We start from the raw sequence: 22,720 nt of genomic DNA, 5'->3' as shown, positions 1-22,720 counted from the left end.
TCGAGGTTGGAATGGTTGATGAAAAGGTGCCTTCAGCACATCCATTGCATGTCATCGAAGATGGCGAGAGTGTGACTGCGAAGGATTTCTGGGCCTTACTCGGTCAGCGAGTGATCGGCAGTACCATTATCACTGTGGATGGTGCTGAGGGACCCGCTGGCTTCCTCGGACTGTCCGCTTCCCACGTCACGTCGACCCCACCGACGATGGTGGTTTCGATCGATGGGAAAACCTCTGCCTGCGCGGAGATTCGTAGGCAGCGGCGTTTCGCCATAAACTATTTGCCGGCAACGTCACAGAGCCTCGTCGATCTGTTCTCCGGAAAGGCCGGCATTAAAGGCGCTAGCCGATTTTCAGACGGCGATTGGACTTCATTGAAGACAGGCTGCCCAATCTATCGCGACGCTTTAGGGGCCGCAGATTGCCAGGTGGAAGAAATATTTGATCGGCATGGTGTTGCGATTGTGTTGGGTCGGGTCGTCGCCACGATGATTAAAGAAGATGGAATACCACTCGTTCACTACCGTGGGCGCTCGATCGCCTTCGAACAGCTCGGGATAACAGGCTAGGCCCAGGCGCGATCCGACATCCGAACCCGTCGTCCAGGGCCAAGGTTTCGACCAAAAATTTGACGTGCTCTGGGCGCTGAGCCGGCTTCGGGATGCTATCAACAGCCGCGACTATCGCCTAAGTGAAAGAAGTGCCCTGAGCTTCGTCCTTTGATCCATCGAACGTTCCTGTCCTATCTCGAGGCGTATCGAGATAAGCTAACTCGACCCAGGCCGAAGCGATCCCACGTTGCCCTTCTTTGAGCCATGGTTTGAACCTTGTTTAGGAAGCAGGTGCACCACTCTGTCTTGCATTGATGGCATCACATGAGTGTCACAACGTCTTCGACCTGGTAAGCGTCGCTTTCGCGCTACGGCTTGGTAGTTCTTGACGGTCGTTGTCCTCAATTCCGGCATTTGATGACGTGCTGGTTCTATCAAACCAGCACGTGATGGCGCCAACACGCCGACTTCGGAGGTTGACAGGGTTGGACCAGTGACCTAACATATAGAACAGCGTTCTATATTATGGAACGACAGTCGAGGCTGGTTTCACTGGATGACGGCTGGCGGAGAAACATGGCGGAGTTGGCATCTCTATCGATCGAGGACAGTCCGGCGGTCCAGTGCTGCCAAGGAGCGGCCGCTCTGTTCGGTGGGGTGCTACTGGCGGATATTGGCTCCGATGTTCTTAAGGTAGGACGCCGCCTAGGTGGCGCTGACCTCCGTATTCGCCCGCCGTTCGTTGAAGGCCTGGGCGGCACTTTGCATCGCTGGATAAGGCAACCGACCAGAGCGATTGATCTAAGCTGCGCCAGGTGAACACAATAGCCGTTGAAGATTTAGCAGCGCATATGGGCCTTGCTGATAAAAATGGCCAGTTCAAGAAAACAGTTTTCGCGCTGGACTGAAAAAGAAGTGAATATGCCTTCAAGCTCATGGCTGAAGCCCATAGTACCCAATCCAGGAGATCTACATGTCTATCGACGTCATCGGCCATCTAAACATCAACAATTCGTCGGAATCGCAGTCGGCCAAGGGCGCGGACTTTGACATAAATCATTTGGAGGCTGCGGCTAAGGCGCTTGATGAAGCGGGATTCGATAGGGCGCTTATTCATTTCACTTCGGTCTGGTCGGAGAGCATGATGGTCGCACAACATGCCGCTTCGGTCACAAAACGCCTTGGATTTATGGTCGCGCATAGGCCCGGCTTCACGGCTCCGACGATCGCCGCCAGACAATTTGCAACATTGGATCAGTTAACCGGCGGTCGCGCCGCGGTACACATCATCACTGGCGGCAATGACGCTGAGCTCCGTCAGGATGGCAGCCATATTGGCAAGGATGAACGTTACGCTCGCGCCGACGAATACCTTGATATATTGAAGAAAGAATGGACTTCCGACAAGCCCTTTGACTATCGCGGCAAGTATTATCACGTCGAACAAGCCTTTTCGAAAATCAAATGCGTTAACACTCCACATATTCCCATATACTTCGGCGGCGCTTCGGATGCAGCCATAGAGGTTGCGGGCAAGCATGCCGATGTCTACGCCCTTTGGGGTGAAACCTATGCGCAGGCTCGTGAGACGGTTTCGAGAGTTAAAGCCTCAGCTGCAAAACATGGACGCCAAATCCGGTTCAGTTTGTCTATGCGTCCGATACTGGCTTCTACCGAAGAGGCAGCTTGGCAAAAGGCGCAGGGAATCCTCGAGCAGACCAGGCAATTGTCTGAGAAGACTGGGCCGGTATTCAAACCACAGGAGAATACGGGCGCGCATCGCCTGCTTGAAGCGGCTGCGCAGGGACCGCGGGTCGACAAGAGGTTGTGGACCGAACTCGCGAAGCTGACGGGAGCATGGCAGGGGAATTCAACATCGCTTGTTGGCACCGCGGAACAGGTCGTCGATGCGATGTTGGACTATTACGACATGGGCATTACGACGTTCCTGATACGAGGCTTCGATCCGATCGAGGATACGAAACTGTATGGTCGAGAATTATTGCCTCTCCTGCGGGAGATGACCCACAAGCGAAGTGCTGGGGAGTCGCTGCGGAATGAGAAAAGCCAAGCTGGATCTTTGGTTTAAAACTGGCATTGCGATCTAGGATTGCGATGCTTTTGTAGCGATATCACACTATAAAAGAGAGGGAATGACATGACTAACGAGTACACGTTCTTAGGTCCACAATATAATAAGATGGTGGAAGAGGCGATTGCTCATGGAGCCACGAGACGTGATCTCTTGCGCTACATGATGCTAGGTGGTGCCGCCGCCGCGATGGGAACGAGTATTTTTAGCCAGGCAACCCCGGCTTTTGCACAAACTCCGGTGCGCGGCGGATCGTTAAAGGCTGCCGCTGCCGTCACTTCGACGGCAGAAACGCTTGACCCGGCAAAGTCAGGCATGGTCACCGATTTTGTCCGGTGCTGCGCGCTCTACAATCGGCTGACAATCCTTAAAAGCGACGGTCGCCCGAAAATGGAGTTGGCCGAGAGCGTCGAGACCGACGATGCCAAGGTATGGACGGTGAAGTTGCGGAAGGGCGTTACCTTCCACGACGGTCGGTCGCTGACATCCGCTGACGTCGTCTTCACGCTCAAGCGGCATCTTGACCCTGCTGTCGGGTCGAAAGTCAACTCCATTGCCAAGCAGATGAAAGACTTTAAGGCCGTTGATGACCACACCGTAGAGATCACTCTGGAAAGTGCAAACGCCGACATTCCGACAATTCTGGCGCTCAATCACTTCCAGATCGTCGCGGATGGAACGACGGACTTCTCAAAAGGCAATGGAACTGGCCCATTTAAACTCGATAGTTTTGAGCCGGGTGTTAAGTCTCTCATGACAAGAAACCCGAATTATTGGAAGCCCAATCTGCCCTATCTGGACTCCTTCGAATTCTTTGCAATCAGCGACGACACTGCCCGCGTCAATGCGGTGCTGTCGGGTGACGTGCAATATGCCGGCATCATCAACCCAAGATCGCTTCCGCTGTTCGAAAACCAACCAAGCGTCAAAGCGGCAACTTCGTCGTCCGGTTCCTACACCAATCTCGTCAGCCGCTTGGACATGGACCCTGGTGACAAGGCCGGTTTTGTGGCCGGTCTTAAATATTTGATGAATCGCGAGCTTATTCAAAAAGCCGTCTTTAAAGGCACTTCAGAGATCGCGAACGACCAGCCAATAGACAAGTCAAGCATATATTATAATTCCGAGGTGAAACCGAAGCCTTACGACCCAGATCAGGCTAAATTCCACTTTAACAAGGCGGGATTGTTAGGAGCATCCATCCCAATGATTGCTTCTGAAACAGCCTATAATTCTATTGACATCGCCGCAATACTTCAGCAGTCCGCTGAAGAGATCGGAATGAAGTTGGATGTGAAGCGCGTACCTCCGGATGGATACTGGTCCAATCACTGGCTCAAGGATCCTGTGCATTTCGGTCACTGGCTTCCACGGCCCACGCCCGATATCATTTTCTCCATCGCCTACTCTTCCAATGCAGCCTGGAATGAGAGCCGCTACAAGTCGGAGAAGTTTGACACCATGTTGCTTGAGGCGCGGGGCATGTTGGATGAGGCCAAGCGGAAGCAAATTTACGGTGAAATGCAAATGATGGTGTCTGAAGATGCAGGCACCGTCATACCAGCATTCAAAACGACGACTGACGCAATGTCATCGAAACTTCACGGGTTTGAATCCAATCCATTGGGTCCGATGATGGGCGGCGCGTTTGCCGAATATGTCTGGCTGGAAGCCTAGCAGAGACTGCTCGGATTGTCTGAACAGCTTCGCATGTTCGACAAGGAAGTCATCGAGGCTGGCATTCTTATAATACGATTTGCTGTGCAGCTCCGGGCGGTCTACTTCCTCCCGGAGTTGCGTGTTATAAGGAAGGTATAAATGATAGATTTATTGAGTAACGACTGATTTATTGCCTCGTCTGATATTACCAGCACATCGGAACAGTTCTATCAGGAGACAAGCTTGAAACGTAGCCACATGATCCTCAGCGCGTTTTTGTTCAACCCGCAGGGTGATCATCGCATGTCATGGCGCCATCCCCGCGGCCCGGGCCGTGAGGTGCTGGATCTGGAATTTTTCAGCAATCTCATGCAGGCAGCTGAGCGCGCCAGGATGTGCGCGGTCTTCATCGCCGATCACGTCGCGATCTGGGATTCAGTACAAAGCGGCGTCGCCCACTACGCCAATGCCCGGCTGGAGCCGCTGACACTGATGTCGGCGCTGGCTGCGGTCACCCGGCATATCGGTCTGATCATAACGACATCGACCTCCTACAGCGAACCCTACAATGTCGCCCGAATGTTCGCCTCGCTTGACCATATCAGCAAGGGCCGGGCGTCGTGGAACGTCGTCACTTCGAACTACAACGAGGAGGCCCGCAATTTCGGCCGCGACGGCAATATCGAGCACGCCTTCCGCTACGAACGCGCCACCGAATTTCTCGATGTCGTCAAGGCGCTGTGGGACAGCCCTCTGTGTCGAACTCGCCGGCATATTGGGCCCTGCTCACGCAGGGCCGTAGCTCGACGCGCGATGGCAAGCTGAACGGACGGTGGAGTTTCCGCCCCGAGTGCGCTCGTTAGGCCTCAGCGTTTGACCTGCGCCTCGCTCTTCCTCACGACTCAATAGCCGCCAGGCCGGAGTTTATCTGCGGTCTACGCAGTATGACGTGAGCCGAGCCACGGAGCACGAACGTCGTCTTGGCGGTTGAGGCGGCATGTTTGCGGCCATTCGGGGTTGCGCAAGCAAAATTGATGCTCTCGACGCCTTCGTCCGTGGCTCAATGCATCACCGCAAGGAGCACTTGCCGATATTCGTCCGGTGTGAGCGGCAAGGGATTCGTCGCATGGCTGTGGTCGGCCAGGGCGCGTTCGACGATGAGGGACAATTGCTCTTCTTTCACCCCCAGCGTCTTCAGTCCGATAGGGATCCCGAGTTCGTGGTTCAGGTCATTGAGCGCGCCCACCAGCCCTCCCGTCTCGATGCCAAGCACGGCTTCTATGCGCTCGAACTTGGGCTCAGCCATCGGACGGTTTATCGCCATCACCGCCGGAAGCAGAATGGCGTTGAGCGTGCCGTGATGGAGATTGGGCGATTTGAGGCCACCCATGGCGTGTGAAAGCGCGTGGATCGCCCCCAACCCCTTTTGGAACATGAGCCCACCTTCGAGCGCGCCCATCATCAGCGCGGTTCGCGCCACGAGGTTTGAACCGTCGTGGAACGCCGCGCGAACATGAGTCCAAATCCGCACCGCGCCATCGAGCGCAATGGCCTCGGCAGGCGCGTTGTCGCGCGGCGACAGATAGGTTTCAAGACAGTGGGATAGAGCATCGAGCGCCGTCGCTGCCGTCAGCCCGGGCGGCATCCCCATCGTTAGTTCCGGGTCACAGATCGCGCATTTGGGAATAAGGTGCGGGCTTACGAACCCCAACTTGCGGCCATCCTCCAGCGTGATAAGCGCCGCCCGGCCAACTTCGGCACCTGTCCCCGCCGTCGTGGGAATGGCGATCACCGGCGCCACTTCGGCGGTTATCTTTTCGAGGCCGCCTTCGATTAACGCATACCGCGCCAGATTGCCCTGGTGGGTGGCAAGAAGCGCCACGCCCTTTGCAAGATCGACGGGCGAGCCCCCGCCGATTACGACAACACCATCGCACCCTTTATTACGATAGAGTTCCACCGCAGCCAGGGTTGCCGCCTCGGTCGGATTGGAGGGCACGTCAAGAAATACCGGCAGATCTTCCGGCAGAAAGGGCACGATTTTGTCGACTAACCCCGCCGAAACGACGCCATGGTCGGAAACCAGCAGCGGACGGCTGATCCGCAGCCGCTCCATCCGCCCAGGAAGCTGCGCGAGGCTCCCCGATCCGAATTCGATGTCGGTAAGATAGGCTATTACAGCCATGGTCCGTGCTCCCTGCCGCAGGAAGAAACGCCTCCGTCAAAGGGAGGCTATGGTTCCGACCCTGAGGCGGGTCGCGGCCCGCCGGGTGCCATTGATCAGCGGCTTGCCGAATTCCGGAATATCGATCTCGAACACATCTCCCTCCTCGGTCACAAATCCGTCTCCGAACGAAGCGACCGAAGTCCCTAGGAACTGCACGTGCACATCGCCCGGCCTGAGGAACTGATCGTATTTGAAGTGGTGATATTCGAGATTTGCGATCGAATGGGACATGTTGTCCTCGCCCGTGGGAAAGGCCTTCTCCCATACGATCTGCCCGTTCCTGCGGATGCGCGCTAGTCCTTCCAAATGCGCGGGGAGATCGCCCAGCCGCAATTCGGGCCCGAAAGCGCAATGGCGCAGCTTGGCATGGGCCAAATAGAGATAATTCTGCTTTTCCATCACGTGGTCGGTGGCCTCGTTGCCCACCGCGAAGCCGACCCGGTAGGGCAAGCCGTCATCGCCGATCACATAAAGCCCCACCACTTCAGGTTCTTCGCCCGCATCGCGGGCGAATTGGGGCACCAGGAGCGCCGCGCCGGGACGCACCACGATAGACCCGTCACCCTTGTAGAACCATTCAGGCTGGACACCGATCTCGCCATCCGCGGGCTTGCCGCCTTCGACGCCCCATTTGAACATCTTCATGGAATCGTTGAGATCGGCTTCCGCGGTTGTGGTGGCCGACTGGTGCATCTTCGAGCGCGACGCGGCGCTGCCAATGTGAGTCAGTCCCGTCCCTGCAACGATGCAATGGGCCGGATCGGAATGGTCGAGAGGAGGCAGCACTCGCCCCCCATCCAACAGGATCTGGTAGGAATGCGTCTTGCCGGTTCCCAACTCCTTGACGCGATCGGCAATCGTATTGCCGCGGCGGATCGCATCCAGGGCCAGTTCGCGCGTGGTTGAAAGAGTATTGAGTTCCCTGATCTCGTCGCCGGCGACAATCCCCACCGCCCTCGATCGGGTATCGGTTTCAAACTGAATCAGACGCATAATCACTCCATTTTTAGAAGGGCGGACCTGTTATTCGCACCAGAACGGACTGGGCAGCGACCGCCGCGTGGACTAGCCGGAGTGCGAGGGCCGCATCCTGCTGTTTTCACTTGGAAAGGCTCCCCATCGATGCCGACCATAGCCAATAGGGATCCCCCCGTATAATGAAGAGCTCCGATATCACTATAACCAAAACGAATAGCCGATGCTGCCAAACCTCGAATCAATCTCGACGCGCCTCAAATTGCGCCACTTCCGGCTGCTGATCGCGATCGACGATCACGGATCACTCTTGAAGGCGGCCGACGCGGTGGGCATCAGCCAGCCCGGCGCGACCAAGGCCCTTCAGGAAATCGAAGACGCGATCGGCAACGCCCTCTATGTGCGGACTAATCGCGGCCTCCGTCCCAACGAGCTTGGCCATTGCGCTACCCGCTATGCCCGGCTGATCTATCAAGACGTTACCCATTTGCGCGAGGAGATAGGGGGGATTCTGGACGGACATGGCGGGCGGCTTGCCGTCGGCACTATCATGGGCGCAGTGCCGCTCCTGACCGATCATCTCACCCAACTTCTGGAGCGGCAGCCCGCGATCCGCGTGGAATTGGTCGAGGACACTAGCGCCCATCTGCTCGACCTGCTCGACAATGGCCGGCTAGAGATGGCTATCTGCCGCACCAGCGTCAGCCCTCGCCCCGACGTATATGACGATCACCGTATCTCGGACGAGCAACTCGCCGTGGTTGCCAATGTCGGCCATCCTCTGGTCAGCGGTCCGGCCCGGTTGAGCGATCTCGCCGACAGCACTTGGATCGTCTATGCCGCCAATATGCCCATGCGCCGCTATCTCGAACAGGAATTCCAGAACCAGGGATTGCGCTTTCCCACCAGCCTCATTGAGACCACCTCAGCATTTTCCACCCTGGCGCTACTTCAGCGCAATCCTGCTTTCGTCGCACTGCTCTCGACAGAGGTCGCCAACGTGCTCAGCCGAACCCGGACCACAACCATGCTGCCCATCGCTCTGCCGGCCCGCAGCGAGCCCTATTATTTGGTGCGACGCAGCGACCGAACACTCTCTCCCATTGCCGAAAGTTTCTGGCACGGCATGGTAAACTCGCCCTAACGGCGTTTGAACCGCTTCTTGAAGCGACATTGAGGGTGATGTGATCAGGGTTGCGCCGGTCGGTCGTGCTCCTCCTTGACGGCGCCGTTGAAGAAGTCGATGAGCCCGAACGCTGTGTTGTCGTGGGGCAAGGTCGAGGATCATATGCGATTCCGCGGCGCCACTTCGCTACGCGGGGACAGCGCCTCTTCATAGGCGTCGACCCGCCGTTAGACCTGAGATCGGCGCGCTCTGAAGTCGAAGTAGGTCGCTTCCGGCGAATGCGGATGCGCTGACGTAGATCGTCGCGTCACCGACGAGCGCAGTCGAGAAATGCGCTTCGGAGGACCAACGGCCCATCGCCAGAACGGAACAGAAAAGAAGCGGAACTTTCGTGTGCGAGAATTACACACTGACTCTGATAACTAACTGATTTTGTCTATCTATACCCCACCCGAACGAGCAGTGCGGCACTTGGTTGGGACCAGGCGGCTTGCCTCCGCCGCAATTGATTTGAGAAGATGGTGCGGGTGGCCGGGGTCGAACCGGCACTCCTCTCGGAACTGGATTTTGAATCCAGCGCGTCTACCAATTCCACCACACCCGCATGCAACCAACCAAGCCCGTTCACGGCGTTTGCGAGCCTCGCGACTCTTGTGTTGCCCTAGGCGGCGTATGTGCCACAAGGTATTCCACGAAGTCCAGAGCGATTTCCTAGCGAAATTCGTGCCCTTTTTTCCCCCACGAGCCGAAGGTCCAGACTTGGCCACTTGGCACCGACTCCTAGTTCGATCCTCCTTCGCTTTGCATGGCCCATAGGCCAAGTTTGTTTCGCGGGCTAGAGGCCTCCGAACCGGCTGCTCCGGACAGCAAAGTCGCGCCAAACACGGAAACCGCCAAGGCGCCACTCAGACTGTCGCGTTTGGGGCCGTGAGCGGACGGTCAGCTTACGGGACGGCGTTGCTTGGAATACCGACTTCGGATTCAGAATGCGCTACCCGCACTTGCACTTGGTAGCCCCTAGCTAACTAGGTGTCAGTACCAAATGCTGTCAGGCATTTGTCTGAAAAAGTTGGCTATGCCGCCGAGTAATCGTTGTCTTGGTTCAGCAATCACCATCAGCTCAAAACTGCACTCACCAGCCGCCGCCACCCCCTACAGGCGCTGTCGTAGCCTTTAAATCGCAGTGCTTGGCTTCGCTGGGCATGCCCGGCGTTTGCGGAATTCTGTACGCGCCGTCACCATGGGGGGTTTTCGGTCATTTCCCCCCAGTGTGAGCCATCGACCGTGAAAGCGTGGCTGACATGGAAAATGCTAAGTCGCAGCCCCACTTCAATGAAAGCTATCGGCTCAAGGCAAGCGACGTGGAGGTAAGATGTCAACATTCTACTCAAGCGAAGTTCTGCGGTTCGAGGACCCGGTAACTCATAAACCGGAGTTCAGCCCCACGGAGCTGTCCAAGATGTTGGGCAAAGACCGTAAGAACTTCGGAGAGAAGTGGGGTAAGGAGCGACTGACGAAGGCGATGCGGGACGCTATAGAGGACACGCTGCCCAGCATTCATGATGATACCCCCCTTCACAGTTACTCCTGGCGCCTGTTCTTCAACCTGCGGTCGCTTCGAGAAACGGAAACTCGGGCGCGCGCTCGCGTTAAATCCGCGTCGACCAGCCAGTCTGTCGAGAAAATCATCCGGGCCTACGAACTCGGAGTCCGCGAGGTCGTCGCTTCCTTCGTGACGTCGATCGGGAAGGCCTCGTCGTTAATCAACGACGAAAATGGCGGTTCCTCCCTGAGCAGAGACGATCTAACCGAGATCTATCTCGCCGGCGCAGTGTTGCACACGGCACTGATCGTTTGGGAGGATGCTGCTGATGCCCTGACAGCACTCAAGAAGCGGGTGCCCCTCGATTTCGAGCTCTTGGAGCTCGAAGATTTCGTAAATGTCGTCGATGTGGCGGAAAAGTCTCACGCTCTCTACGGCGCTGCGGAGTTCGAGTTGCGACAATTGGCGAAGAAGAATCGCAAACTATGCGCGCCTGCGTTGAAGGAAGCGGCCCAGATGGGCGATGGCATCGTGCCTGACGGCATTGTGCTTGAGCTACGCGAGAAAGAGGCGCGCGAGGCGCAACTTGCGCAGCAAGACGCCGAGATCGTCGCGATTCAGATGGCGTCAATCGCCTCTCACGCCGTGGACTGGCAACGCGCTACCCCCGACTACAGGGCGATAATGGGCATATCTGAGAACGTCGCCGAGCGCCTCACAAGGCTGGCAAACAGCGCGCCCGCGGCGCTGCGCAACGGCGTCACGCTGCTTGATCGGCTGCCGAAGAACCAGCTTCTCGCGCGCAACATCGCCTATCAGGCGGTGCAGTGCGACGACGGACAAACCATGCGGCGTGCCGCCGAAATCATCGCGCGCCAGAAAGAGATTGAGATCAGCGCCGTGTGGCGCACCGAGATAATGGCACGCCGGCCGCTTTGTGAAGAAATTCACCTCGCGACCAGATTCGAGAACGGAAGTCCGAAACTGCTCAACCGTGATGGAGAAACGAAATGAAAGCCCAAGCTCTTGCCACCGTTGCCGCTCTTTTTGCTTTGACCTCAAGCTGTCTTGCGAGCGAAGGCAGATATGACGGAGGCGTCGAGACGGCTTCGTTGGCAACCGCATCTGCAGTAGATTTTGCGCACCCAAAAGCGCTGGGTGTGGGAGGTAACGCAACCGAAACGGCTGATAGCCCCTCTCCCGGTGAGAAGATTTCGATGGCGAAGCTGCTCGGCACAGACAGAATTTAGCCCGGCTGCTTTGGACTTGAAAAAGGGCGGCATCAGCCGCCCTTTTTCGTGGGGGATTTTGGTCGCTAACCCCTCATGGCTAAACCAGGCCAGCGGGTTTCGACTGCTGTCACCCCAAAGCGCGGGAATCGACCAGTCATACAGACTTTTGTCGCGATAGATGGCGACCGGACGAGCAGGACGCGCGTCCGAGTTCAACCTCTAGATTGAAAGGGTTTGTATCGTGGTCAATCTTCACCGCATCAAGCTAAAGGCTCTCGCCGCTTCTATAGCGGCACTCTGCTTGTTCGGTCAGTTGACGGCTTATGCCGCACCTGACACGAGCGGCATCCACGCGTTCTTTAACGACGACAGAAACCAATTCGTCGATTTCTGGCTGAACACCAATGGCCAGGTGACGGTTAAGGTCAGCAATGGCCTGCCGTGGCGCCCGATGTGGGTTGTCCTCCACGCGAACTTCATTTCCGGCGACCAGGTCATCGGCCGCAAGGACTACCATGTCTTTGCACCTTCACCGAATCCCGGCGGCGGCGGCGCGGAACGGTGGTTCCATTTCGGCAACCCCGGTTTTGCGGGTGTGACAGCCATCACGGTATCGACCAACAAGGAAGCGCCCTGGGGCAATCCGGAGCCGGGTTGGGAACCGGAAATCACGATTTCGGTGCCTTCCCCCTAAGCCTCAAAAGATGGCTGCCCTCGTGGCGCAATCACGCCAGCTAACAATGGGGCGACCGCGAGGCCGTCCCTTTGTTATCGGACTAAGCCTAGCTGCCTGTCCGCACCATCCCCAATCCGCGGCTCGGCGAACTCCCTGACGCATTGATTCAAGCTCGTAGGTCGTCCGGTCGGTACAGTAGCCCCAGACTAGCTCCTAGAAATTAGCTTTATCAGCGAATGCCTTTTGTACGCTATTGGCGCCCCGAGCCGTCATGGACGGGGCTCCTATTCTGCACCTAGCCGAATCTGCGGGCCTTCAACGGATGATGGTCGGATTCATTAAACCCATTGATTTTGTTATTATTTTTTGGATTTGCGACACTCCGTCGCATGGTAGACAAACCCCTTTTTGAGTCGAGCGCGTCTACCAATTCCGCCATAGGGGCTCAGGCCGGGCGGCCTGGATGGGCGCGGACTATACGGTCGGAGGCCTGTTCGTCAACAGGCCAATTTCCAAACCAGCCTCTGCCGCGACCAGACGGCACCTTTCCAATTTGTAAGACCGCAGCCATTGTGCAGCGCGAAAAACCTTTCTAGACAGACGGGCCGTTCCATAGGAGAGCCGATGCTTCGCGGACTGTACGACTGGACCCTGTCGCTGGCGGCGCGCAAATCCGCCGAATGGTGGCTGGCCTTCATCGCTTTCGTCGAGAGCTCGGTGTTTCTGGTGCCGGCCGACGTGCTCTATCTGCCGATGGCATTGTCACGGCCGGATCGCGCCTATCGCTATGCCTTGATCGCCACGGTCGCCTCGGTGCTGGGCGGCATCGCCGGCTGGTTCATCGGTCACTACGCCTATGACGCGGTGGCGCGGCCTATTCTCGAATTCTACGGCAAGTATGACGAATTCGAGCAGTTGCGGACCTCGGCGGGCGTCAGCATCGAGTTCATCGCACTGATGCTGGTCACCTCGGGTGCCGCGCATCTGCCGCCGATCAAGGTGGTGACGATCCTGTCCGGTGCCCTGGGCGTCAACCTGGCGCTTTTCATCGTGCTGGCGATCATCGCGCGCGGCGGCCGCTTCCTCCTGCTGGCGTGGCTTTTGCGCCGCTATGGCGAGCCGATCCGCGAATTCATCGAAAAGCGCCTGGGGCTGATCGTCGGCGCTGCCGCGGTCGCCCTGATTTTGCTCTATATCCTGATCAAATACGCCCTCTGAGGTTTGATGCTTAAAACCGCGCAACGGTTTTGGCAGCGCGGCGAGCAGACCTTGCGGACGGCGAACACAACGGACGAAAGACGCCATGACAGCGACCATGAATGCCGATACCGGCCGCCAGCGGACACGCGCGGCCCTGTTTCTCGCCGTCGCGATGGCAGCGACCGTTGGCTCGGCGCTCGGCTTCGAGCACATTGGCGGCTACATCCCCTGCCACCTCTGCCTGGAACAGCGCACGCCGTATTACATCGGCGTGCCGTTGATGGTGCTGGCGGCGATAGCGTCGATGCTGCGCGCACCGGCATGGCTGACGCGCGGCCTGTTGGCCATTGGCGGCCTCTTGATGCTGTATGGGCTATATCTCGGCGTCTATCACTCCGGCGTCGAATGGGCATGGTGGCAGGGCCCGGCCGATTGCACCGCGGGCGCCGGCCCGGTCGACACAGGGGGCAAGGGCGTGCTCGACGCGCTTGACAAATTCGTGCCGCCCTCCTGCGACAAGGCCGCCTTGCGCATTCTCGGCCTGTCGCTGGCCGGCTGGAACGCCATTGCCAGCCTTATCCTCGCCGCCGTCGCCTTCCGTGGCGCGCTGGCCCGCGATTGAGCTACAGAGCCGACGCGAGATCGTTCAAAGAATTCGGCAGGCTGAGTCGCATGGAGTGACTGTCGAGAACCGAAACGCAGCGGACATTTGGTCCGTGAACATCGGAAGCACAGACAATTGCTCCAGACGGCCAACCTCCCGAAATCTCGAACGAACTCAAGGCTCCAGTTCGACATCCCAGTAGAGATAATCCATCCAGCTTTCATGCAGATGGTTGGGCGGGAACAGGCGGCCGTTATTGTGCAGATCATGCACCGTCGGCTGAAACGGCTTCTGCAGCGGCCACATCTTGGCGTGAGCCGGCATCATGCCGCCCTTCCTCAGATTGCAGGGCGAACAGGCGGCGACGACATTCTCCCATGTCGTGGCGCCGCCACGGTGACGCGGGATGACATGATCGAAGGTCAGGTCCTCGGGGGTACCGCAATACTGGCACTGGAAACGGTCGCGCAGGAAGACATTGAAGCGGGTGAAGGCCGGATGCCTGGAAGGCTTCACATAGGCCTTCAGGCTGACCACGCTCGGCAGCTTCATCGAGAAGGTCGGCGAGGATACGGCGTGCTCGTATTCGGCCACGATGTTCACCCTGTCGAGGAACACCGCCTTGATGGCGTCCTGCCAGGACCAGAGCGACAAGGGGTAATAGCTGAGCGGACGGTAATCCGCATTCAGCACCAGCGCTGGAAGCCCATCCGGAGATACGGCAACCGTCACCTTGTTGACCTCCTAGTTCTAGAACCGTTCGGCGTGGATACTGTAAGCCTGACATGACAGGGATGTGAAGCGGATTGTCGCTGGCACGAAGCGCCAAAAACACATGATTTTTAGGCTTTCTTGCGGATTCAGGCTGGCGGTGCGGCGTCCCGGCCCCTGGTTTCGCGATAATAGGACCAGAAAAGCCGCGATGCGACACCTCGCCACGGGCTCCATGATTCGGCCAGCGCGATCAGTGTTTTCTCCGCTGGACGCGGGTCGATGCCGAGCGCCTGACCAACAGCGCTCTGCAGGGCAACGTCGCGCGCCGGGAAAATGTCGGGGTGTCCGGCAGCAAACAACAGATACACTTCCGCCGTCCACGGACCGATACCAGGCACCGCCGTCATCCTGGCGATCGCCTCCACGGCATCGAGCGAACAGAGGTGATGCAGGTCGAGCCCGTCGGCCACGGCCTGGGCAACCGCGATCAGGCCGCGCTGCTTGGGCCGCGACAGGCCGGCCTCGCGAAACATGTCCTCGCCGGCGGCAAGGATCGCCCGCGGCGTCAGCGGATCGACGAGTTTCGTCAGCCGGCCGAAGATCGCATCGGCGCTCGCCCGCGACACCTGCTGCGAGACGATGATCGAGGCTAGGCTCCTGAAGCCCGGCTCCGAAAGCCTGAGCGGCACCTCGCCGGCCATGCCGCGCACTTTCCCCAGGCGCGGGTCGATGAGGCAAAGCGCGTCCAGCCCCCGCTCAACGTCGTCCAGTGTCGCGATGCGCTGCATGGTATCCTTGTCCGAAGATGTGCAGCAAGGTAGCAACCGCCAAAACCACAGCACAACCCGATTGCCGCTCGAGACATGACGCTCCTGACATTCCGCTTCGCGCCCAGCCCCAACGGCGAACTGCATCTGGGCCACGCCTATTCGGCGCTGCTCAACCAGAAGCTCGCAAATACCAGTGGCGGCCGCTTGCTGCTGCGCATCGAGGATATCGACACCACGCGCTGCGCGCCAGAGTTCGAGGCGGGCATGATCGCCGATCTGAAATGGCTGGGCCTCGACTGGGAAAGGCCCGTGCGCCGCCAGTCCGAGCATTTTGCAGAATATGGAACGGTGCTCGGGCGCCTGATCCGCGAGGAACTCGTCTATCCCGCCTTCATGAGCCGCGGCGAGATACGCGCCTTCATCGCCGATGGCGAAAAGCGCGGGCGCGACTGGCCGCGCGATCCCGACGGTGTGCCGCTTTATCCCCCGGCCGACAAGGCGCTTTCGATGAAGGAACGCAAGCGGCGGATTGCCGAGAATGCGCCCTTCGCCTGGCGGCTGGACGTCGGCGCCGCCATGGCGCGTGCCGGCAGGGACCTGGCATGGGCCGAATTCAGCGATGAGACGCTGTCCACGACGCACTCCGTCGAGGCGCGTCCCCAGGATTGGGGCGACGTTATCGTGGCGCGCCGCGACATCCCGACCAGCTACCACCTCGCCGTAGTCATCGACGATGCCCTGCAAGGCGTCAGCCATGTCGTGCGCGGACAGGACCTGTTTTCCGCGACCGGGGTGCAGCGCCTGCTGCAGGAGATTCTGGGATTGCAGCCACCCGCCTATTTCCATCATCGGCTGATCCTCGGGCCGGATGGGCGAAAACTGTCGAAGAGCCTGAGGGATACCGGCCTTGCCGCCTTAAGTGACGCAGGCGCTTCGCCGGAAGAAATCAGAAGGATGGTAGGGCTTTGACCAGCATTATATCAGGAGAAACGCTCTCCGGACACGCCACCCGTTCAACCCCCTTGACGCATGGATCAATCGTTTCGTTTTGCGCGCGGGGTTGAACAGGACTAGAGCATCCTCACGGTTAATTCTCACCAGCGCGGCGATCCCGGAAAATGTCCAGCATCAAGCGGTTCATCCCCGCCACCTTCGTTGTCCTGTGGGCGACCGGCTTCATCGGCGCGCGTTACGCCATGCCATGGGCGGAGCCGTTCACCTTCCTCGCCGCGCGTTTCGTGCTCGCCGCCATCCTGCTGGCCGTGCTCATGCTGGTGCTGGGCTCGAAACGAGCCACCCGCGAGGAGGCGCTGCATGCCACCGGCGCCGGCGTGCTGATGCATGGCATCTATCTCGGCGCCGTCTTCTGGGCCATCCATCGAGGCATGCCGGCCGGCTTTTCGGCCCTGATCGTCGGCCTGCAGCCGCTGATCACCGCGGTGCTTGCCGGCAAGTTTCTGGGCGAGGCCATCCTGCCGCGCCACTGGCTTGGCCTCGCTATCGGGCTGGTCGGCATCGTCATCGTGCTGTGGCCGAAACTCGGGGCGCTCGGTGGCGGGGTGACGGCGGCGACGCTGGCCGCCTCGCTGGTCTCGGTGCTCGGAATGAGCGCCGGCACGATCTGGCAAAAGCGTTTTGCGTCCGGCGGCGACCTCGTGGCGGCCACCATGTGGCAATATGTCGGCGGCGCTTCGCTGATGATCTTGGCTTCGCTTGCCTTTGAAACGCAAACCGTCGTCATCAATGGCGAATTGGTCTTCGCCATGGCCTGGCTGCTGCTGGTGCTGTCGCTCGGCGCCATCTTTCTTCTGATGGTGATGATCCGCGACGGCGAGATGTCGAAAGTGGCCTCGTTGTTCTACCTGGTGCCGGCGGTGACGGCCGTCATCGCCTGGGCCTTGTTCAACGAGCAGCTCAACGCGCTGCAGATCGTCGGCATGGCCATCACTACTTTCGGCGTGGGCCTGGCAACCGCCCGAACAGGCAAACTTCAGCCGACCCGGGCACGCGCCTCTAGATAACGGCTGATCGCGGCGTTGAGCTCGCCGCCGAGGATGAAGATCGCCGAGACGATGTAGAGGAAGACCACCGCGATCATGATCGAGGCGAGACCGGCATAGGTCGTCACATAGGACGAGAAATGGTCGAGATAGGTGGCGAACATGGTCGAGCCGATAAGCCATGCGGCCAGTGTGAAGATGATGCCGGGTATCAGCGAGACGAAACGGCGCTTGCCGGCCGGCAGCCAGTAATGCACGGCAAACAGTCCGCCGATGATGACGGTTGAGGCGATGACGTACCGCCACAGCGTGATCGTGCCCGTATAGGGTTTGATCCATTCGAAATGGGCTTCCGCCAGCCGCGCCAGCAGGGGCGCGAACACCAGCAGCACGCTTATCGCCAGGAACCCGGCGGTAGCGATCAGCACGAAGAAGATGCTTTGCACCCGGCGATAGATGATGCCGCGCGTTTCCGTGACCCGATAGGCGCGGTTGAGCGAGGTGCGCAGCGCCTCGATGCCGTTGGAGGCAAAGTAGGCGGCAAGCAGCACGCCATAAGTCAACAGATCGCTGCGCCTGACGGTCAGCACGTTCAGCACCTCGTGTGCGATCGGCTTGGCGATCTGGTCCGGCCAGGTGTCGAAGACCAGGTGCACCGCTGTGTCGGCAAAGGCCTGGGCGCCAAGGAAGCTGCCCAGCGTCGTGGCGAAGATCAGGAATGGAAACAGCGCCATCAGCGAGGTGATCGCCAGATGGCTGGCCATCGCCCAGCCGTCATCGGTGTTGAAGTGGCCGAGCGCGTCGTAGAGCACGCGGCGCAGGGCGACAATATTCCGCAGCAAGGACGCGCGCTCCCCTCGATTGTCTCGACGCCGCGAATATGGGAAATGAATGCGGCAAATGGCAACCCTTCGTCAAACCCCGAATTCTCCAGCCGCAGAGTTGCGCACCATCATCGTAACCGGTGCATCTTCCGGCATAGGCGCCTATTGCACCCATGCATTGAAGGCTGAGGGCTGGCGGGTGTTCGCGACGGCGCGCAGGCCGGAGGACATCGCCGCCCTCGAAGTTGACGGCATCGAGGCTTTTTACCTCGACTACAGCGAACCGGACTCCATAGCCGCCCTGGTGACGGCGGTGCTCGACCGCACCGGCGGCAGGCTCGACGCGCTGTTCAACAACGGCGCCTACGCTCAGGCAGGCGCCGTCGAGGATCTGCCCGTTGCGGCGCTCAGGGAGCAGTTCGAGGCCAATTTCTTCGGCTGGCACGACCTGACCCGCCGCCTGGTTCCGGTGATGCGCCGCCAGGGCCACGGCCGCCTCGTCCACTGCTCGTCGATCCTCGGTCTCGTGCCGGTGCGCTTCCGCGGCGCCTATTCGGCCTCCAAGCATGCCTTGGAGGCGCTGATGCTGTGCCAGCGCCAGGAACTGGCCGGCAGCGGCATCCATGTCTCGCTGATCGAGCCGGGGCCGGTGAAATCGAAGATCGCCAGCAATGGCCTGCCCTGGTTCCTCAGGAATATCGACCATGAGAATTCCGCGCATCGCGCAGACTATGCCGCGCAAGTGGAGCGCATGCGCGCCGGCGGCAGCCAATCGACGCGGAAGCCCGGGCCTGAAGTGGTCCACAAGGTGCTCCGCCATGCACTTCTGTCGCGGCGCCCGCGCCCGCACTATGTGGTAACAATGTCGGCCAGGATCGGCGCCATGCTTAAACGCATCCTGCCGGCCTCGATGCTCCATCGCCTGCTCGCCAAGCGCGCCTGAAGAAAAGAACTGGAAACGCAAAAATGGCCACTGCCTTCAACATCCTTGCCATTCTGGTCATGGCCGCCGTGGTGGTCGTGCTGATCAGGGGGCTCATCAACATGATGCGCGGCGGCTCCGGTGTGACCTCCAACAAGCTGATGCAGGCCCGCGTCCTGCTGCAGGCCGTGGCGCTGGCGCTGATCCTGCTGGCCGTGTATTTCACCCGCAAGTGAGGCTTTTCGGGAGGCGATGTGGTCAAGCTCAACAAGATCTACACCCGCACCGGCGATGATGGCACTACGGGCCTTGGCACTGGTGAGCGGCGGCTGAAATCCGATCTCAGGGTGGACGCCTACGGCACGGTCGACGAAGCCAATGCCTGCATCGGCATGGCTCGCGTGCATACCGAACAGAGCTACCAGGCGATCGACGCCATGCTCTCGCGCATCCAGAACGATCTCTTCGACCTCGGCGCCGACCTCGCCGTGCCTGATGACGGCAAGCCGCTTGGCTACGAGCCGTTGCGCATCGTTGCCACGCAGACCGACCGTGTCGAGCACGACATCGACGTCCTCAACAGGAAGCTCCACCCGCTGAAATCCTTCGTGCTGAACGGCGGCACGCCGGCAGCGGCGGCGCTTCATCTCGCCCGCACGGTGGCACGGCGCGCCGAGCGGCTGATGGTCGCCCTGGCTCAGGACCCGGCCGAACACGTCAACCGCGACGGGCTGAAATACATCAACCGCGTCTCGGATTTCCTGTTTGTCGCCGCCCGGGCGGTCAATGACAACGGAAATGCCGACGTGCTATGGGTTCCCGGCAAGAACCGCTGAACGGACCAGAGGCGGGAGGGGCCGGCGACCGATGTTCATCCCGCTTTACGACACCAACAGGCTGCGCCACATCAGGCTGCAATATGTGACCATCGGTCTGATTGTCGCCAACGCCGTGATCTATTGCGCCACGGCGCTCGGCGGCGAGAACTTCACCAATGCCGCCGTGCTTGGTCTCGGCTTCATCCCGTCCGTCGTTCACGACACGGCCGAACTCGACCCCCGCTTTGTCATCATCCCCGAGAGCCTGAGCTATCTCACCTATTCCTTCCTGCATGCCGATATTTTCCATCTCGGCGGCAACATGCTGTTCCTTTGGGTTTTCGGCGACAATGTCGAGGACGCGCTCGGCCACATCCGCTACCTGATCTTCTATCTGCTGTGCGCCATCGCCGGAGCCGCCTTCCAGGGGCTGGTCGCCTGGGATTCGCAGGCGCCGTTGATCGGCGCGTCGGGTGCTATCGCCGGCGTGGTCGTCGCCTACCTGATCCTCTATCCCAGGGTGAAGGTGTGGGTGCTTGCCTTCGCCCGCATCCCTTTGCGCATTCCAGCCTTTATCCCGCTCATCCTGTGGGTGCTGTTCCAGATCGTCATGTTCGCGGCCGGCGGCGAGGATCAGATATCCTGGGCCTGCCACATCGGCGGCATCATTGCCGGCGCGGTTCTGGTGCTGGTCCTGCGCAGCCGCGGCGTGCCGCTGTTTGCACCCGCCGACGAGGATGCCGTGGTACCTACTCCTGAACAGCCGCCGGTGGTCGGCGAACCAGCGGCGCCCCAAACGGCCGCCACCACGACGCGCTGGGGACGTGGAAACCCTTCTGGCCCAAACTGAACCGATTTGAGCGGCTTTCAGCGTATTGACGGCAGGGGTTGCCACAATTACGGAAACGTCTCCGCCGCGGCCCAAGGCGTTTAAGGAGCAGCCAGGGCGGGCAAAGACCAGAATTTCCATCCGGCCAGAATTCCGTCTGGCCGGAATTCAGTCAGGAATGTCGGCTTTCGACAACTCAGAAGGGGCGCAGGCTGCTATAGCGCGCCCAACTAGCGTGAAGAGGTGACAGGCAAATGAAGATCCTTGTGCCCGTGAAGCGGGTTGTGGACGCGAACGTCAAGGTGCGCGTGAAGGCTGATGGTTCGGCGGTGGAGCTGGCCAACGTCAAGATGGCGATGAACCCGTTCGACGAGATCGCGGTGGAAGAGGCGATCCGGATCAAGGAAGCCGGCAAGGCCGAAGAGATCATCGTCGTGTCGATCGGTCCGCAGCAGGCGCAGGAAACCTTGCGCACCGCACTCGCCATGGGCGCCGACCGCGCCATCCTGGTCAAGACCGACGAACAGACCGAGCCGCTGGGCGTCGCCAAGGTGCTGAAGGGCGTCGTCGATGCGGAACAGCCAGGCCTTGTCATTCTCGGCAAGCAGGCGATCGACGACGATTCCAACCAGACCGGCCAGATGCTGGCGGCCCTGCTCGGCTGGGCGCAGGGCACCTTCGCCTCCAAGGTCGTGATCGAGGGCGATCATGCCAAGGTGACGCGCGAAGTCGACGGCGGCCTGCAGACGGTGGAGCTGAAGATGCCGGTGATCGTCACCGCCGACCTTCGCCTCAACCAGCCGCGCTATGCCTCCCTGCCCAATATCATGAAGGCCAAGAAGAAGCCGCTCGACGAGAAGAGCCCGGCCGATTACGGCGCCGACGTCAAGCCACGCCTCAAGGTCATCAAGACCGAGGAGCCGAGCGGCCGCAAGGCGGGTGTCAAGGTCAAGAGCGTCGCCGAACTGGTCGACAAGCTCAAGAACGAAGCCGGCGTGCTCTGAGATCGGAAGGAACAGACAACATGGCAATTCTCCTCATCGCTGAACACGACAACGCCACCCTTTCCGACCAGACCGCCAAGGCGCTTTCGGCCGCCCTGCAGATCGGCTCGGACGTTCATGTGCTGGTGGCCGGCAAAGGCGCCAAGGCTGCCGCCGACGCAGCCGCCAAACTGAAGGGCGTGAGCAAGGTGCTGCTCGCCGAAGCCGACGAACTCGCCGAGCGCCTGGCCGAGCCGACGGCGGCACTGGTCGTCTCGCTGGCTGGCGCCTACGACACAGTCATCGCGCCGGCGACGTCGGCCGGCAAGAACATCGCGCCGCGCGTGGCGGCCCTGCTCGATGTCGCGCAGGTCTCCGAGATCATCGAAGTGGTCTCGCCCGATACCTTCAAGCGGCCGATCTATGCCGGCAACGCCATCCAGACGGTGCAGTCGAGCGACGCCAAGAAGGTCATCACCGTGCGCACCGCCTCCTTCCAGGCCGCGCCCGACGGTGGCTCGGCTTCGGTCGAGACGGTCAATGCGGCAGCCAATCCCGGCCTGTCCACCTTCGTCGAGAACAAGCTGTCGGAGACCGACCGTCCGGAGTTGACCTCGGCCAAGATCATCATCTCGGGCGGCCGCGCGCTCGGTTCCTCGGAGAAATTCCAGGAAGTCATCCTGCCGGTCGCCGACAAGCTCGGTGCCGCCGTCGGCGCCTCCCGCGCCGCCGTCGATGCCGGGTACGCGCCGAACGACTGGCAGGTCGGCCAGACCGGCAAGGTCGTCGCCCCCGATCTCTACATCGCGGTCGGCATCTCCGGCGCCATCCAGCACCTTGCCGGCATGAAGGATTCCAAGGTCATCGTCGCCATCAACAAGGACGAGGAAGCGCCGATCTTCCAGGTTGCCGACTACGGCCTCGTCGGCGACCTCTTCGTCATCCTGCCGGAGTTGCAGAAGGCGCTTTGACGCT

23 protein-coding genes and 1 tRNA gene are annotated in these 22,720 nt (G+C 59.9%); 18 read left to right on the top strand and 6 right to left on the bottom strand.

The annotated features are described in order from the left end of the window. Positions 1-11: 11 nt before the first annotated feature. From FJW04_RS06015 to FJW04_RS06000, 4 genes are all read left to right on the top strand, one after another. Complete coding sequence (locus FJW04_RS06015; protein WP_140712932.1) at positions 12-569, top strand: flavin reductase family protein; 558 nt, start codon at positions 12-14, stop codon at positions 567-569. A gap of 955 nt (positions 570-1,524) precedes the next feature. Then, entirely contained in the window at positions 1,525-2,640 is a 1,116-nt protein-coding gene (locus FJW04_RS06010; protein WP_140712930.1) for an LLM class flavin-dependent oxidoreductase, read from the top strand. A 69-nt stretch (positions 2,641-2,709) separates the two neighbouring features. Continuing rightward, positions 2,710-4,320 carry an ABC transporter substrate-binding protein gene (locus FJW04_RS06005; protein ID WP_140712928.1) on the top strand — a complete coding sequence of 537 codons (1,611 nt, stop codon included), beginning with the start codon at positions 2,710-2,712 and terminating at the stop codon, positions 4,318-4,320. A 225-nt stretch (positions 4,321-4,545) separates the two neighbouring features. Continuing rightward, positions 4,546-5,127 (top strand): LLM class flavin-dependent oxidoreductase, encoded by a 582-nt coding sequence (locus tag FJW04_RS06000; protein ID WP_246673723.1) that lies wholly within the window; start codon positions 4,546-4,548, stop codon positions 5,125-5,127. A gap of 235 nt (positions 5,128-5,362) precedes the next feature. Here FJW04_RS06000 and FJW04_RS05995 read toward each other — a convergent pair whose 3' ends face one another. Beyond that, positions 5,363-6,487: an iron-containing alcohol dehydrogenase gene (locus tag FJW04_RS05995; protein ID WP_140712926.1), complete on the bottom strand. Its 1,125-nt coding sequence runs from the start codon at positions 6,485-6,487 to the stop codon at positions 5,363-5,365. A gap of 36 nt (positions 6,488-6,523) precedes the next feature. Further along, the gene (gene araD1 / locus FJW04_RS05990) at positions 6,524-7,522 is read right to left on the bottom strand and encodes an AraD1 family protein (RefSeq protein WP_140713282.1); all 999 of its coding nucleotides are present in this window, start codon (positions 7,520-7,522) and stop codon (positions 6,524-6,526) included. 205 nt (positions 7,523-7,727) lie between these two features. On the opposite strand from araD1, the gene FJW04_RS05985 reads away from it, so the two are divergent. Next, a complete protein-coding gene (locus FJW04_RS05985; RefSeq protein ID WP_140712924.1) occupies positions 7,728-8,648 on the top strand; it encodes a LysR family transcriptional regulator in 921 nt (306 codons plus the stop codon). A 501-nt stretch (positions 8,649-9,149) separates the two neighbouring features. Here FJW04_RS05985 and FJW04_RS05980 read toward each other — a convergent pair. Next, positions 9,150-9,234 (bottom strand) — tRNA-Leu (locus FJW04_RS05980). Between the two features lie 768 nt (positions 9,235-10,002). On the opposite strand from FJW04_RS05980, the gene FJW04_RS05975 reads away from it, so the two are divergent. The 5 genes from FJW04_RS05975 (at position 10,003) to FJW04_RS05955 (ending at position 13,903) form a co-directional block, all read left to right on the top strand. Then, positions 10,003-11,187 carry a hypothetical protein gene (locus FJW04_RS05975; RefSeq protein ID WP_140712922.1) on the top strand — a complete coding sequence of 395 codons (1,185 nt, stop codon included), beginning with the start codon at positions 10,003-10,005 and terminating at the stop codon, positions 11,185-11,187. Then, entirely contained in the window at positions 11,184-11,423 is a 240-nt protein-coding gene (locus tag FJW04_RS05970; protein WP_140712920.1) for a hypothetical protein, read from the top strand. The genes FJW04_RS05975 and FJW04_RS05970 overlap by 4 nt, the downstream gene beginning before the upstream one ends. 223 nt (positions 11,424-11,646) lie before the next feature. After that, complete coding sequence (locus FJW04_RS05965) at positions 11,647-12,099, top strand: hypothetical protein (RefSeq protein ID WP_140712918.1); 453 nt, start codon at positions 11,647-11,649, stop codon at positions 12,097-12,099. A gap of 606 nt (positions 12,100-12,705) precedes the next feature. Then, a complete protein-coding gene (locus FJW04_RS05960) occupies positions 12,706-13,299 on the top strand; it encodes a YqaA family protein (RefSeq protein WP_140712916.1) in 594 nt (197 codons plus the stop codon). Positions 13,300-13,384: 85 nt separating this feature from the next. Then, positions 13,385-13,903: a disulfide bond formation protein B gene (locus FJW04_RS05955; RefSeq protein ID WP_140712914.1), complete on the top strand. Its 519-nt coding sequence runs from the start codon at positions 13,385-13,387 to the stop codon at positions 13,901-13,903. A gap of 156 nt (positions 13,904-14,059) precedes the next feature. On the opposite strand, the gene FJW04_RS05950 is transcribed toward FJW04_RS05955, so the two are convergent. Together FJW04_RS05950 and FJW04_RS05945 are read right to left on the bottom strand one after the other, a co-directional pair. Beyond that, a complete protein-coding gene (locus tag FJW04_RS05950; RefSeq protein ID WP_006328497.1) occupies positions 14,060-14,617 on the bottom strand; it encodes an HNH endonuclease in 558 nt (185 codons plus the stop codon). Between the two features lie 128 nt (positions 14,618-14,745). After that, positions 14,746-15,387, bottom strand: a complete 642-nt coding sequence (locus FJW04_RS05945) for a DNA-3-methyladenine glycosylase (RefSeq protein ID WP_140712912.1) — start codon at positions 15,385-15,387, stop codon at positions 14,746-14,748. 75 nt (positions 15,388-15,462) lie between these two features. On the opposite strand from FJW04_RS05945, the gene gluQRS reads away from it, so the two are divergent. Together gluQRS and FJW04_RS05935 are read left to right on the top strand one after the other, a co-directional pair. Further along, positions 15,463-16,338 carry a tRNA glutamyl-Q(34) synthetase GluQRS gene (gluQRS, locus tag FJW04_RS05940; RefSeq protein ID WP_140712910.1) on the top strand — a complete coding sequence of 292 codons (876 nt, stop codon included), beginning with the start codon at positions 15,463-15,465 and terminating at the stop codon, positions 16,336-16,338. A 149-nt stretch (positions 16,339-16,487) separates the two neighbouring features. Next, a complete protein-coding gene (locus FJW04_RS05935; protein WP_140712908.1) occupies positions 16,488-17,390 on the top strand; it encodes an EamA family transporter in 903 nt (300 codons plus the stop codon). On the opposite strand, the gene FJW04_RS05930 is transcribed toward FJW04_RS05935, so the two are convergent. Beyond that, entirely contained in the window at positions 17,360-18,211 is an 852-nt protein-coding gene (locus FJW04_RS05930) for a YihY/virulence factor BrkB family protein (RefSeq protein ID WP_015315569.1), read from the bottom strand. The genes FJW04_RS05935 and FJW04_RS05930 overlap by 31 nt on opposite strands. 58 nt (positions 18,212-18,269) lie before the next feature. Between FJW04_RS05930 and FJW04_RS05925 the strand changes: the two genes are divergently transcribed. From FJW04_RS05925 to FJW04_RS05900, 6 genes are all read left to right on the top strand, one after another. Continuing rightward, on the top strand, positions 18,270-19,136 hold the full coding sequence (locus FJW04_RS05925) for an SDR family oxidoreductase (RefSeq protein ID WP_140712906.1): 867 nt from the start codon (positions 18,270-18,272) through the stop codon (positions 19,134-19,136). A 23-nt stretch (positions 19,137-19,159) separates the two neighbouring features. Beyond that, positions 19,160-19,351 carry a twin transmembrane helix small protein gene (locus tag FJW04_RS05920; protein ID WP_015315567.1) on the top strand — a complete coding sequence of 64 codons (192 nt, stop codon included), beginning with the start codon at positions 19,160-19,162 and terminating at the stop codon, positions 19,349-19,351. An 18-nt stretch (positions 19,352-19,369) separates the two neighbouring features. Continuing rightward, complete coding sequence (locus tag FJW04_RS05915) at positions 19,370-19,951, top strand: cob(I)yrinic acid a,c-diamide adenosyltransferase (RefSeq protein ID WP_140712904.1); 582 nt, start codon at positions 19,370-19,372, stop codon at positions 19,949-19,951. A 31-nt stretch (positions 19,952-19,982) separates the two neighbouring features. Continuing rightward, a complete protein-coding gene (locus FJW04_RS05910) occupies positions 19,983-20,783 on the top strand; it encodes a rhomboid family intramembrane serine protease (RefSeq protein ID WP_140712902.1) in 801 nt (266 codons plus the stop codon). 233 nt (positions 20,784-21,016) lie between these two features. Next, entirely contained in the window at positions 21,017-21,766 is a 750-nt protein-coding gene (locus FJW04_RS05905) for an electron transfer flavoprotein subunit beta/FixA family protein (protein ID WP_140662808.1), read from the top strand. A gap of 20 nt (positions 21,767-21,786) precedes the next feature. Continuing rightward, positions 21,787-22,716, top strand: a complete 930-nt coding sequence (locus tag FJW04_RS05900) for an electron transfer flavoprotein subunit alpha/FixB family protein (protein WP_140662810.1) — start codon at positions 21,787-21,789, stop codon at positions 22,714-22,716. The last annotated feature ends 4 nt before the right edge of the window (positions 22,717-22,720 follow it).

Origin of the sequence: Mesorhizobium sp. B2-7-3, assembly GCF_006440715.1 — a bacterium.
GTDB classification, from domain to species: domain Bacteria; phylum Pseudomonadota; class Alphaproteobacteria; order Rhizobiales; family Rhizobiaceae; genus Mesorhizobium; species Mesorhizobium australicum.
Note: the sequence above shows the minus strand (reverse complement) of the source record. Positions and strands in the feature narration are given on the sequence as shown.